The organism is Streptomyces lycii (assembly GCF_009735685.1).
Taxonomy (GTDB): Bacteria; Actinomycetota; Actinomycetes; order Streptomycetales; family Streptomycetaceae; genus Streptomyces; species Streptomyces lycii.
Window position 1 is genome coordinate 1 of the sequence record NZ_WHPN01000403.1, and the last position, 12,494, is coordinate 12,494.

A 12,494-nucleotide genomic window follows, 5' to 3' on the forward strand; every position below is an offset into this window, starting at 1 on the left:
CCGGTGCGGACCCCGGTGTCCGGCGGTGCGGCCGGAGCGCCGCCGCCGGAACCAGACCCGTGGAAACAGTGGAGGAGAACGAGAGATGACAGGACGGCAGTCACGGTTTCCGGGCCTCTGCCCGGGCCCCGCCCCCCGGCGGCGCGGCGGACGGCGGGAGGGCGTGCGATGAGGGTCCTTCTGCTCGGCGCCAACGGATACATCGGGCGGCACGTCGCCGACCGGCTGCTCGCCGACCCGGCGGTGCAGCTGACCGCGCTCGGCCGCGGGGACGACGCGGACGTCCGCTTCGACCTCGCCTCCGGCAGCCCGGGAGCGCTGACCCGCTTCCTCGACGCGGTGCACCCGGGGGTCGTCGTCAACTGCGCGGGCGCCACCCGCGGCGGCGCCCGTGACCTGACCCGGCACAACACGGTGGCCGTCGCCACCGTCTGCGAGTCGCTGCGCCGCAGCCGTTGCGGTGCCCGGCTGGTGCAGCTCGGCTGCGCCTCCGAGTACGGGCCCGCGCAGACCGGGTCGTCCACGGCCGAGGACGCCGTGCCGCGCCCGGGCGGCCCGTACGGGGTGAGCAAGCTCGCCGCGACCGAGCTGGTGCTCGGTTCGGACCTGGACGCGGTGGTGCTGCGCGTCTTCTCCCCGGTGGGCCCGGGCACCCCCGCGGGCTCGCCGCTCGGGCGGCTCGCCGAGGCGATGCGGCGGGCCATGCAGGCCGGTGACGGCGAGCTGCGGGCCGGCGGCCTCGGGGTGCAGCGGGACTTCGTCGACGTACGCGATGTCGCCCGGGCCGTGCACGCGGCCTCGCTGTCGGCGGCGCAGGGCGTCGTCAACATCGGCACCGGCCGGGCCGTGCGGCTGCGGGAGGCCGCCGGGGTGCTCGCCCGGGTCGCCGGCTTCGGCGGGGTTGTCCAGGAAGTGGACATCGTGTCTCAGCGCGGCGGGAGCGGACCGGGCGGGGACCATCCGCCGGGCCCGCCCGCGCACCCGTACCCGGACGGCTGCGGCAGCTGGCAGCAGGCGGACGTGCGGACGGCGCGCGACCGGCTCGGCTGGCGGCCCCGGATCGGACTGGAGGAGTCCCTGGCCGACATCTGGATGGAGGCGGCATGCCGCCTCTGACCCCGGCCGGAACCCGGCAGCCCGTCGCGGCCCGGCCCGCCGGGCTCGGCGTCGGGGTGCCCGGCTGCGCGCACCCGCTGCTCGCGCCGCTGGAGTGGGCCGGACTCGGCCGCCCCGGTGTTCCGCTGCACTGGGCCGTGCTCGATGTCGCGCACGGACCCGGGGTGCGGCCCGACCCGCACTGCCTGGAGGCCGCCGGACGCCTGCGGAACGGCGGCGTCCGGGTGCTCGGGCATCTCGACATGTGCTTCGGCGCGCGGCATCCCGCGGACATCGCGGCGGACGCCCGCCGGTACGTGGAGTGGTATCTGGTGGACGGGTTCCTGCTGCACCGCTGCCCGTCCGGGCGGGTCGGACTCGACCGGACCCGGCGCACCGTCGCCGGTCTGCGGGCCCTCCGCGACGGCGGCCACGTCGTGCTCGGGCACGGCAGGCACCCGGACCCCGGTTATGCCGAGACCGCCGACCAGCTGGTGACCTTCGCCGGCCCGTGGTCGGAATACCGCTGGTCACAGGCGCCGGAGTGGACGGCGGAACACCCGGCCGAGCGCTTCTGCCATCTGGTTCACGGGGTGCCGCGCGGTCATCTGGAGGAGGCGCTGCGCACCGCCCGCTGGCAGGGCGCGGCCACCGTCTGGTTCACCGACCGCACCGGCCCGGACGACCCGTGGGCGACCCTTCCCGGTTACTGGGACGAGATTGTCTCGCGGATCGGAACGTCCGTCTCGGAATGAGTGAGGGCGTGGCAGTGTTACGAGGAGAACAACCGTCCTCTTACCGACCAACGGAGTCCCCGTGTCGCTGCCACCCCTGGTCGAGCCCGCTTCGGAGCTGACCGTCGACGAGGTCCGCAGGTACTCCCGCCACCTGATCATCCCGGACGTCGGGATGGACGGGCAGAAGCGGCTCAAGAACGCCAAGGTTCTGGCCGTCGGCGCCGGAGGCCTCGGATCCCCCGCCCTGATGTACCTCGCCGCGGCCGGCGTGGGCACGCTGGGCATCATCGAGTTCGACGAGGTCGACGAGTCGAACCTGCAGCGCCAGATCATCCACAGCCAGGCGGACATCGGCCGGCCCAAGGCGGAGTCGGCGCGCGACACCGTGCTGGGCATCAACCCGTACACGAAGGTCAACCTCCACCAGGAGCGGCTCGACAGCTCCAATGTGATGGAGATCTTCGCCGAATACGACCTGATCGTGGACGGCACGGACAACTTCGCCACCCGCTATCTGGTCAACGACGCCTGTGTGCTGCTGAACAAGCCGTACGTCTGGGGTTCGATCTACCGCTTCGACGGCCAGGCCTCCGTCTTCTGGAGCGAGCACGGCCCCTGCTACCGCTGCCTCTACCCGGAGCCCCCGCCGCCCGGCATGGTCCCGTCCTGCGCCGAGGGCGGCGTGCTCGGCGTGCTCTGCGCGTCGATCGGCTCCATCCAGGTCAACGAGGCGATCAAGCTGCTCGCCGGCATCGGTGACCCCCTGGTCGGCCGACTGATGATCTACGACGCGCTGGAGATGACGTACCGCCAGGTCAAGGTCCGCAAGGACCCGGACTGCGCGGTCTGCGGGCCGAACGCCACCGTCACCGAGCTGATCGACTACGAGGCCTTCTGCGGCGTCGTGTCCGAGGAGGCGCAGGAGGCGGCCGCCGGTTCGACGATCACTCCGGCGCAGCTCAAGGAGTGGATCGACGGGGACGAGAAGATCGACATCATCGACGTCCGCGAGCCGAACGAGTACGAGATCGTCTCGATCCCGGGCGCCCGGCTGATCCCGAAGAACGAGTTCCTGATGGGCAACGCCCTCCAGGACATGCCGCAGGACCGGAAGATCGTCCTGCACTGCAAGACGGGTGTCCGCTCGGCGGAGGTCCTCGCGGTGCTGAAGAACGCGGGCTTCGCGGACGCGGTGCACGTGGGCGGCGGCGTGATCGGCTGGGTGAACCAGATCGAGCCCGAGAAGCCGGTGTACTGACACACGGCCGGCTCCGCCCCGGTTCGTGTGTGACAGTGCCCGGCGCACCGCGAGGTGCGCCGGGCACTGTCGTGTGCGCGGGGACGGGCGGTCACGGGCGCGCTCTGCCGTTCCCGCCCCGGGCCCTCACGTGCCGATCCGGCTGTCACGTGCCGGGCTGTCACGTGCCGGGCTGTCACGTGCCGCCCCGGCTTTCACATGCATCCGGCTTTCACGTCCCGGGCTCTCGCCAGCCGATCCGGCTGTCACGTGCTGCCCCGGCTGTCACGTGCAGGTCTTGCCGTCCTCGGGGACCTCGCCCTTCAGGAGGTACGCGTCGATCGTCCGCTGCGTACAGGGGTTGCCGGTCATGTATGCCCCGTGGCCCTCGCCCTCGTACGTCAGGTGGACGCCGACGTCCTCGCCCAGCTCGTCGGCCATGATCCGGGCTCCCTCGTAGGGCGTCGCCGGGTCGCCGGTGGTGCCGACGACCAGGATCGGGGCGGCGCCCTCGGCGCTCACCTCGGCGTGCTCCGCGGTGCCCCGCACGGGCCAGTCGGCGCACCAGCCGGCCAGGTCCCAGGCCAGGAAGGCGCCGAAGACGGGGGAGACCTCGCGGAACTCCGGCAGCTGCTTCTTCGCCTCGGCCGCCGTCAGCCGGCTGGTGGAGTCGGCGCAGGAGATGGCCCGCTGGGAGTGGGCCTGGGTGCCGTAACTGCCGTCCTCGCCCCGCTCGTTGTACTGGTCGGCCAGGGTGAGCAGCAGGTCGCCGGTGCCCGCGTCGAAGGCCTCCCGCAGGCCCTGGGTGAGGTACTGCCAGGAGCTTTCGTTGTAGAGCGACATGACGATCCCGGTCAGCGCCTGGTTCTCGGTCAGCTTCCGCCCGTCGTCGGAGGTCGGCAGCGGCTCCCCGTCCAGGCGCTCCAGCAGGCCGGTGATCTTCTTCACGCCCGCGTCCGGGTCCGCGCCGGTGGGGCAGGAGGCGCCCTTGCTCGCGCAGTCGGCGAGGTAGTTCTCCAGGGCCCGCTGGAAGCCGGTGGCCTGGTTGAGGGCGTGCTTCACGTCGTCCGCCGAGGGGTCGACGACCGCGTCCAGCACCATCCGGCCGACGTTGCCGGGGAAGAGGTGGGCGTAGGTGCCGCCGAGCTCGGTGCCGTAGGAGAAGCCGAAGTAGTTCAGCTTGTCGTCCCCGAGCACCTCCCGCATCAGGTCCATGTCGCGGGCCGCGTCCTCGGTGGAGACGTGCGGCAGCACGGCGCCCGAGCGGCGCTCGCAGCCGGCGGCGAAGGACCGGGCGTCGGCGAGGAACGCCTTCTCCTCGGCCGCGTCGTCGGGCGTGTGGTCGAGGTCCGCGGCCGCCGCGGCCGCCCGGTCGTCCCGGCAGACCACGCCGGAGCTGCGGGCGACGCCGCGCGGGTCGAAGCTGACCAGGTCGTAACGGTCGGAGAGGCTGCGGAAGATCTCGGCGCTGCCGGGGAGGGCGGAGACCCCGGAGCCACCGGGGCCACCGAAGTTGAACAGCAGCGAACCGATCCGGTCGCCCTTGTCCCGGGCCTTGGAGCGGATCATGGCGAGGTCGATCGTCTTCCCGTCCGGCTTCCGGTAGTCGAGCGGGGCCTTCAGCTCCGCGCACTGCCAGTCGGCGCCGGGTGGTCCCGCAGGCGCGCCCTCGGCCGCGCTCGGCGGGGGACAGGTCTTCCAGTCCGGCTTCTGGCCGGTGAGTTCGGCGGGCAGGGCGGGCTGCCGCGCCCCGCCGTCCGCGGCCGGGGCGGAGGAGGAGGCCTTCGCCTTCGGTTCCTCGCTGCCGCTCTGGCAGCCGGCCGTCGTGGCGACGGCCAGCAGGGCGGCCGCCGCGAGCAGGGCGCCCGCGCGCACGGATCGGGTCATGCGTGATGCTCCGTCTCGGATGATCCGCCGGCTGTGGGGCGCACGACGCGAATGGTTGTTCGGTCGTCATCGTAGAGGCCGCCGGGGACGGCCGCCGGTCGGCGGACGATTTCGAGCCCGGGCTCAGAGCGCCACCAGTGTCACCTCGGTCGCCTTCACGCTCACCCAGACGGGCGAGCCCTCGGCCAGGCCCAGTTCGGCGACCGCGTGCGGGGTGACCTCGGCGACCACGTCCGGTTCCGCGGCGACCAGCACCCGCAGCCGGCCGCCCTGTGCCGTGATCTCGCGCACCGTGCCCGGCCAGACGTTGCGCGGGCTGCCGGAGGGCCGGGCGTTGTGCAGCGACACGGCCTCCGGGCCCACGACGGCCAGCCCGGCCGCGCCCGGCACGGGCAGCGGCTCGGCCGCGGCGACGCTGCCCCCGCCGTCGAGCACCAGACCGCCGTCCGCCGCGGTGCCCGGCCACGCGTTGCGGCCGAGCATCCGGGCCACCCAGGGTGAGCGGGGGTGCCGGGCGACCTCGACGGGCCCGGCGTACTGCACGGTGCGCCCCTCCTCCAGTACGAGCACCCGGTCCGCGAGCGAGACCGCCTCCACCGGATCGTGCGTGACGACCAGGCAGACGCCGGGGAAGCCGGCCAGATGGGTGCGGAGGGTGTGCCGCACCTGGGCTCGGGTGGTCTGGTCGAGCGCGGCCAGCGGCTCGTCCAGCAGCAGCAGCCGGGGGCGTGCGGCGAGAGCGCGCGCCAGGGCCACGCGCTGTGCCTGTCCGCCCGAGAGCTGGGCCGGGCGCCGCTGCGCCAGTTCGCCCACGCCGAGGCGGTCCAGCCACTCCTGGGCCAGGCGGCGCGCGTCGGACTTGCCCGCGCCCTGGGCGCGCGCTCCGTACGCGGTGTTGGCCAGGGCCGTCAGATGCGGGAACAGCGCGCCGTCCTGCGGCACCCAGGCGATGCGCCGCCGGTGCGCGGGTACGCCGGAGACCTCGGCCGTGCCGAGCAGCAGCCGGTGCGCCCGGGCCCGGGGGGTGAGGCCGAGCAGGGCGCGGAGCAGGGTCGTCTTGCCCGCGCCGTTCGGGCCGACGACGGCGACCGTGTGCCCGGCGGGCACGTCGAGGTCGACGCGGCTGGCCCCGCCGACCCCGGCGGCGAGGGCCCACCCGGTGTCGGCGCCGGGAGCCGTCCCGGGGCGGGCGACGGGGCCGGTCCCGTCGCCGGGGGCCGTGGGGGTGCGGGGGGCCGGGCCGGGCTCGGTGGTGTCCGTGGATGTCGGGGCGTCCGAGGCGGTGTGGGGGCTGGTGTCCGTGGGGGTGGGGGAGGCCGGGCCGGTCCCGTCGCCGGTTGCGGCAGGGGTTCCGGTGCCGGGGCGTGCGGAGGCACCGGTTCCGGTGTCTGCGGTGCCCGTGGTGCCGCCCGGAGGCGGAGTGTCCGCGTCCGCCGGCCCCGTTGCGTCCGCCGACCCGGCCGTGCCCGCGGGCTGGACTGTGTCCGCGGGTTGAGTCGTGCCGGCGGGCTGATCCGTGTCCGCCGGTGCGGCCGGGATCCGCGGTGGGGCCGCGTGCGTCGGGCCCGCGTCCGTCGGTGCGGTCGGGGACGTCGGTGCGGTCGGGGACGTCAGTGCGGCCGGAGTCGGCGGTGCGGCCGGAGTCGGCGGTGCGGCCGTGCCCGCCGGGCTCGCGGGACTCGCCGGGCTCGCGGGGCGGCGGCCGCGGACGGCGGCCAGCACGGCGGTGGCGACGACCAGCAGCAGCAGGGAGACCGCCGTCGCGCCCTCCGGGTCGTCCTGCAACAGCAGATAGACCTGGAGCGGCAGCGTCTGCGTGGCACCGGGCAGGTTCCCGGCGAAGGTGATCGTCGCCCCGAACTCGCCCAGCGCCCGGGCCCAGCACAGGGCGGCGCCCGCGAACAGCCCCGGGGCGACCATCGGGAGCGTGACGGTGCGGAAGGCGTGGAGCGGGGAGGCCCCCAGGGACGCGGCCGTCTCCTCGTACCGCGGATGGAGGCCGGCGAGCGCGCCATCCAGGCTGATCACCAGGAACGGCAGCGACACGAAGGCCGCGGCGACCACGGCTCCGGCGGTCGTGAAGGGCAGCGTGATCCCCGTCCACTCCTCCAGCCGGCCGCCGAGCAGCCCGCTCCGCCCGTACCCCTGGAGCAGCGCGACCCCGGCGACGGTCGGCGGCAGCACCATCGGCAGCATGATCAGGCAGCGCACGAGGGCCTTGCCGGGGAAGTCCGTACGGGCCAGCAGCCACGCGAGCGGCACGCCCAGCAGCAGGGACAGCAGCAGCGCCCAGCCGGACACGGCCAGCGACAGCAGCAGGGCCTCGCTGACGGCCGGAGCGGTCAGCCGCCGCGGCAGCTCCGTCCAGGGCGTCCCGGCGAGCACCCCGGACAGCGGGATCAGCAGGAAGAGCACGGCGAGCGCCGCCGGCAGGGTGAGCGCGAGCGGCGCACGCCCCGGGCGGTTCCCCTTCCGGCCCGGGAATCCCGGCCCCTTCCGGGCCGTTGGCCCCGGCCGGTTCCCCTTCCGGGCCGGGACGAGCCCCGGGCCGTCTTCCGCGCTCACGGCTTCTGGAACCCGGCGTCGCGGAGCAGCCGCTGCGCCGGTTCCGTGCCCAGCCAGCGCACGAAGTCGGCTGCCTGCTCGGGGTGGGCCGAGCCGGTCAGCGCGGCTGCGGGGTAGGACGCCACGGCGTTCTGCGCGTCGGGCACGTCCACGGTGGCGACCCGGCCCTTCGCGGTCGCGGCGTCCGTACGGTAGACGAGGCCCGCGTCCGCCTCGCCCAGCCGCACCTTGCTGAGCACGGCACGGACGTTCGGCTCCTGGGAGACGGGCTCCACGCCGACGCCGGCCCGGTCGAGCACCCGGTCCGCGTAGCGGCCCACCGGCACCTCGGGGGCGGCGAGCACGACCTTGAGGTCCGGCCGGTCCAGGTCCGCCAGGCCCCGCACGCCCTCGGGGTTGCCCGGCGCGGTCACGATCGTCAGCCGGTTCTTCGCGATCACGGCCGGTTTCCCGGTGCTGTCGCCGACGGACGCCATGGTGGCCTCGTCGGCGGTGACGAGCGCGTCGGCGGGCAGCCCCTGCCGCACCTGCGCGGCCAGCGCCTGCGACCCCGCGAAGGAGAAGCGCAGCCGGGTGCCGGGGTGCTCCTTCTCGTACGCGGCACCCGCCCGGTCGAACACTTCGGTGAGCGAGGAGGCGGCGAGCACCGTCAGGGTCACGTCACCCTCCCCGCCGGCGTCCGAGCCGCCGCCGGGAGCGCAGCCCGCGGCGGCCGCGCAGAGCAGCAGGGTCGTGAGCGCGGCCGGTGCCGCCGACGGCGTCGAGCGGGCGGTCCGGCGGCGGCCGGCTGGATGGCGGCCGGGTCGGCGGACGGCGGCGCGGCGGGGCATCGGCTCTCCGGACGGGACGGACCCGCGCGAGGCGGCCGGGTCGGCGGACGGTGACGTGGGGCGCCGCGCGCGGAGGGGCGGTGACGACGGCGACGGCGATGGCGGCGAGGACCGTGACGACGACGGTGAGGGTGAGGGTGGCCATCGTGAGGATCGTGACAACGACAACGACGGCGACAACGGCGACAACGGCGAGAACGATGACGACGGCGACAACGATGACGACGGCGACAACGATGACGACGCGGAGGGGCCGGTGGCCGGAAGTCCGGGAGGTCCGGGAGGTCCGGGCGGTCCGGGCGGGGGAGCGGGCGGGAGCGGCGCGGACACGGGCGGCACCCGGTTCAGACCCGGTCGATGTGGACGTTGGTGGCCTTCACCCGGGCGACGGCCTCCATCCCGACGGCCAGCCCGAGTTCCTCCACCGCCTCCCGGGTCAGCAGCGACACCAGCCGGTGCGGTCCGGCCTGCACCTCGACCTGCGCCGCGACGTCGCCGAGCCGGACCGCGGTGATGATGCCGGGGAAGGCGTTGCGAGCCGTCGTGTAGGCCTGTTCACCGTCGTCACCGGAGCCCGCGTCCGCGGCGAGTGCGACGGAGAACGCGGCCAGGTCGTGGCCGTCGATGAGCCGCCGGCCGGCCCCGGACTCCTCCCGGCGGGTCGGTATCCGGCCGGAATCCGCCCAGCGCCGGACGGTGTCGGGGCTGACGCCGAGAAGCCGCGCCGCCCGGCCGATGGTGTAGGACCGCATGTGCGGCAATCTACGGTGCCATGGCTCGCAGTTGCAAGAGAGATACGGTCCTGTGCCTCGCACCTGCGGACACGACTCGGCTCCCGGGGTGGGCGCCCGCGCCTCCGCCTGCGCGGTGACGGACGAGCGGCGGAACCAGGGCAGCGGCGAGCGGCGGAACCAGGGCAGCGGCGAGCGGTGGAAGGAGGGAGCAGGACGGGGCGCCGTGTCCGTACCGGCTCGGAGTTCCGTACCGGCCGGCGTGCCCGTACGGTCCCGGCGCCCGTACCCGCTTCGGCGACCTCACCGCACCGGCCGCGGTTCCTCCGGCGGTCTCACCGGCCCGGCGGCCTCAGGGGCTGCGACGCCCGCGACCGGTCGGTTCGGCCACCGATACGAGCCCGCCGGACGGCCGCCGGACCCGGCACCAGCCCGCCGGACCCGGCACCAGCCCACCGGACGGCCGCCGATACGCTCCCGCCGGACGGCCGCCGATACGAACCCTCAGGAGAGCCGTCGGAACGGTCCCGCCGGTTCTGCCGCCGGCAACCGTCACCGGTCCGGCCGTCAGATGGCGCCCTTGCGGGTCAGGTGCGAGAAGGACAGCCAGCCCGGGAGCACCGGCAGCCAGAAGGTCATCAGCCGGAACAGCAGCACGGCGGGCGTCGCGATCTCCTTCGGCAGCCCGGCCGCGATCAGGCCCAGCGTCAGCGCCGCCTCCACGGCGCCCACACCACCGGGCGTCGGGGCCGCGGACCCCAGGGCGTTGCCGGCGAGGAAGACCACCGCGATGCTCGCGTAGCTGAGTTCGCCGCCGAACGCCCGGATCGAGGCGTCCAGGCACATGACGAAGGCCAGCTGCATCAGCAGCGTCCCGCCGATGCCGGTGAGCAGCTTCTGCGGGCGCTGCATGATGTCCAGCATCCGCGGCACCACCCCCGCGAACAGCGACCGCACCCGGGTCGAGACGAACTTCCGCAGCCCCGGCACGGCCGTCACGATCAGGACGAGCACGGCAGCGGTCAGCAGCCCCGCGATCACGGTGCGGGAGGGCGACAGCGACGGCGTGCGCTCGGTTCCGGTGAGGTAGCCGAAGGTGAGCAGCAGCAGGATGTGCAGGCCCAGGCCGACCAGCTGGGAGGCGCCGACACTGGCCACCGCGAGCCCCGGGCGCACCCCGGCGCGCTGGAGGAAGCGGGTGTTGAGCGCGACCCCGCCCACGGCGGCCGGGGCGACCAGCTTCACAAACGAACCGGCGACCTGCGCCAGCACCGTACGGACGAAGGGCACCTTCTCCGACACGAAGCCGAGCAGGTTGAGCGCGGCCCCCAGATAGCTCAGCGCGGCGAAGAGCACGGCCGCCGCGACCCATGCCCACTGGGCGTCCTCGACCACGTCCTGGAAGCTGACGTGGGTGAGCTGGGAGAGCAGGAAGTAGACCGCGAAGGCCCCGGCGATGAAGGTGACGAGGGTGCGCGGCCGGATCCGTTCCAGCCGGGCGGGCTCGACCGGCGCCTGCGGCCGGATCAGCAGCATCTGCCGCCGGATCTGGGCGAGCAGGTCCTCCTCCCGGGCCTCCTCGATCGCCTCGTCCACGGCCTTCTTCTCGGCCCGTACGGTCTTGCGGTCGGGCAGCGGGGAGGTGTGCTCCCCGGCGGCCGTCCCGCTGTTCGCGCGGGACGCCGCCAGCACCGCCTCGCGCTCGCGCTGCGCCCGTTCCTTGGCGAGCCGGCGCAGCTCGGCGCGGGTGGAGCGGCTCAGGGCGATCGGCTGGAGCAGCGGCAGGCTGTCGGCGACGGCGTCCGGCCCGAGCACGTCGACGGCGGCGGCGACGGAGCGCTCCGCGCCGACCCGCAGGCCGAGCGTGGTGAGCAGCTGGGCCACGTCCATCCGCAGCACCAGGTCGCTCGCCGCGATCTCGCCGCCGCGCAGATCGGTCAGCACGACCGAGCCGGAGCGGTCGACCAGCACGGCGTCGCCCACCAGTCTTCGGTGCGCGATGCGCCGCGACTGGAGGGCCTCGACCTGGCGCCAGGTGGAGCGCAGCAGCTCGTCGGTGAGTTCCTCGTCGGGCAGCGCGTCCAGGCTGCGGCCGCCGGTGTGCTCGTAGACGAGCATCACGGCGTCCGGGCCCAGCTCGGAGGTGGCGATCAGCTTGGGGGCGTTGGCTCCGGCGGCGATGGCGGCGTACGCGAGCAGCGCCTCCTGCTCCAGGGCCTGGCGGAGCGACTGGAGGCTGCGGCGCTGGGTGATGCCGCGCAGCGCCAGCCGCCGCCACACCCGGTAGAAGAAGCCCTGGGCCTGCTGCTCGCGGTCGACGACCGTGACGTCCAGCGGCGGGCCGTCCTCCAGATAGACGAGATAGCTGCGGCCGCGGTCCTGCTTCTCGGCGTCCTCCTCGTCGGCGTCCCCGGTGCGCACGGCGCTGACCGGCTGGAAGCCGACGCGGCGGAGTCCGGCGAGCAGGTTCTGGCCGGTCGGCCGGACGTTCGGGGAGCCGACGGCGTAGAGCGTGCCGTACGCGACGGCCCAGCCGATCAGCACGGTGACGAGGATGGAGAAGGGGGTGGAGAAACCGCCGACGAGCACCGCGAAGGAGTCCAGCACCAGGACCGCCCACAGCACCACGCGCCAGCGCGGCCGGCGGGCCATCCCGACCGCCGTCATATAGGCGATGACGGGCGCGAGATAGCCGTGCACGGGGTCGGTCACCGCGCCGTTCGGCGCCTGCTGGGTGAGCGCGTCGCGGATCGAGCCCGGTGCGGACTCGGCGACCCACAGATCGGTCGTGAGGGAGACGCCGTGCGCGAGCACGGCGGCGAGGACGCCGTCGGCGATGCGCAGCCCGTCCCGTTTCACCAGGCGCTCGATGGCGAAGGCCACCGGCACGATCAGCACCGCGACGCTCGACGCCAGACCGGCGAAGTTGATCAGCAGGGTGGGCGCCTGGCCGGTGCCCTTGCCGATGTCCTCCTCCAGGCCCTCGGTGGTGCCGTGCGCGAAGGCGGCGACGGCCAGGACCACCACGATCCCCAGCACGCCGACCAGCAGCCGCACCAGGTCGGAGGGCCGGTGCACGCGCGCCGGGAGCAGCGGCTCGTCACCGGAGACCTGCTCGGCGTGGACCTCCACACCGTCCGTGCCGCCGCCCGGGCCGGGAGGGCCGGGCCCGTCCGGACGGGTCGCGCCGAGGGCGGTGGCGCCGGCGGCGCCGTCCTGCGGGCGTGACGCGGCGGCAGAGCTGCCGGTCCCGTCCGGACCCTCGGCACTCTGCTCCTCGGCTACATCTTTTCGATCACGTATCACCGGTCACCGCCCGGAAGATGGTGGCATGCCCCGTGTCCGAGGGTGGGCATCAGGGTGCATTTCGCGGATACGGGAAGCGGAGGATACGTGTCCGGAGGGCGCCGGT

At 74.6% G+C, this 12,494-nt stretch carries 9 protein-coding genes; 3 read left to right on the plus strand and 6 right to left on the minus strand.

Translation table 11 applies throughout. The features are described from left to right. The first annotated feature begins 168 nt into the window (after window positions 1-168). The 3 genes from GCU69_RS27910 (at window position 169) to moeZ (ending at window position 3,090) form a co-directional block, all read left to right on the plus strand. The gene (locus GCU69_RS27910; RefSeq protein ID WP_098749951.1) at window positions 169-1,116 is read left to right on the plus strand and encodes an NAD-dependent epimerase/dehydratase family protein; all 948 of its coding nucleotides are present in this window, start codon (window positions 169-171) and stop codon (window positions 1,114-1,116) included. Next, entirely contained in the window at window positions 1,104-1,850 is a 747-nt protein-coding gene (locus GCU69_RS27915; RefSeq protein ID WP_098749952.1) for a spherulation-specific family 4 protein, read from the plus strand. Before GCU69_RS27910 ends, GCU69_RS27915 begins: the two co-directional genes overlap by 13 nt. A 61-nt stretch (window positions 1,851-1,911) precedes the next feature. Continuing rightward, complete coding sequence (gene moeZ / locus GCU69_RS27920) at window positions 1,912-3,090, plus strand: adenylyltransferase/sulfurtransferase MoeZ (RefSeq protein ID WP_098749953.1); 1,179 nt, start codon at window positions 1,912-1,914, stop codon at window positions 3,088-3,090. 264 nt (window positions 3,091-3,354) lie between these two features. Here moeZ and GCU69_RS27925 read toward each other — a convergent pair whose 3' ends face one another. The 6 genes from GCU69_RS27925 to GCU69_RS27945 all read right to left on the minus strand — a co-directional run bounded on the left by GCU69_RS27925 (window position 3,355) and on the right by GCU69_RS27945 (window position 12,388). Further along, the gene (locus GCU69_RS27925) at window positions 3,355-4,956 is read right to left on the minus strand and encodes an alpha/beta hydrolase (RefSeq protein ID WP_156207534.1); all 1,602 of its coding nucleotides are present in this window, start codon (window positions 4,954-4,956) and stop codon (window positions 3,355-3,357) included. Between the two features lie 123 nt (window positions 4,957-5,079). Continuing rightward, on the minus strand, window positions 5,080-7,389 hold the full coding sequence (locus GCU69_RS27930) for an ABC transporter permease (RefSeq protein WP_408055855.1): 2,310 nt from the start codon (window positions 7,387-7,389) through the stop codon (window positions 5,080-5,082). 128 nt (window positions 7,390-7,517) lie between these two features. Beyond that, the gene (modA, locus tag GCU69_RS27935; protein ID WP_235978747.1) at window positions 7,518-8,180 is read right to left on the minus strand and encodes a molybdate ABC transporter substrate-binding protein; all 663 of its coding nucleotides are present in this window, start codon (window positions 8,178-8,180) and stop codon (window positions 7,518-7,520) included. A gap of 1 nt (window position 8,181) precedes the next feature. After that, window positions 8,182-8,496 carry a hypothetical protein gene (locus GCU69_RS34155; protein WP_235978748.1) on the minus strand — a complete coding sequence of 105 codons (315 nt, stop codon included), beginning with the start codon at window positions 8,494-8,496 and terminating at the stop codon, window positions 8,182-8,184. A 199-nt stretch (window positions 8,497-8,695) separates the two neighbouring features. Further along, the gene (locus GCU69_RS27940; protein WP_098749957.1) at window positions 8,696-9,103 is read right to left on the minus strand and encodes a TOBE domain-containing protein; all 408 of its coding nucleotides are present in this window, start codon (window positions 9,101-9,103) and stop codon (window positions 8,696-8,698) included. Window positions 9,104-9,649: 546 nt separating this feature from the next. Next, window positions 9,650-12,388: a lysylphosphatidylglycerol synthase transmembrane domain-containing protein gene (locus tag GCU69_RS27945; protein ID WP_098749958.1), complete on the minus strand. Its 2,739-nt coding sequence runs from the start codon at window positions 12,386-12,388 to the stop codon at window positions 9,650-9,652. Window positions 12,389-12,494 lie beyond the last annotated feature (106 nt).

What these genes read in the sequence shown, in the direction of transcription:
- GCU69_RS27925 (WP_156207534.1), bottom strand. Translation starts at nt 4,956, where the DNA reads ATGACCCGATCCGTGCGCGCGGGCGCCCTGCTCGCGGCGGCCGCCCTG.
- GCU69_RS27940 (WP_098749957.1), bottom strand. Translation starts at nt 9,103, where the DNA reads ATGCGGTCCTACACCATCGGCCGGGCGGCGCGGCTTCTCGGCGTCAGC.
- GCU69_RS34155 (WP_235978748.1), bottom strand. Translation starts at nt 8,496, where the DNA reads ATGGCCACCCTCACCCTCACCGTCGTCGTCACGGTCCTCGCCGCCATC.
- GCU69_RS27915 (WP_098749952.1), top strand. Translation starts at nt 1,104, where the DNA reads ATGCCGCCTCTGACCCCGGCCGGAACCCGGCAGCCCGTCGCGGCCCGG.
- GCU69_RS27910 (WP_098749951.1), top strand. Translation starts at nt 169, where the DNA reads ATGAGGGTCCTTCTGCTCGGCGCCAACGGATACATCGGGCGGCACGTC.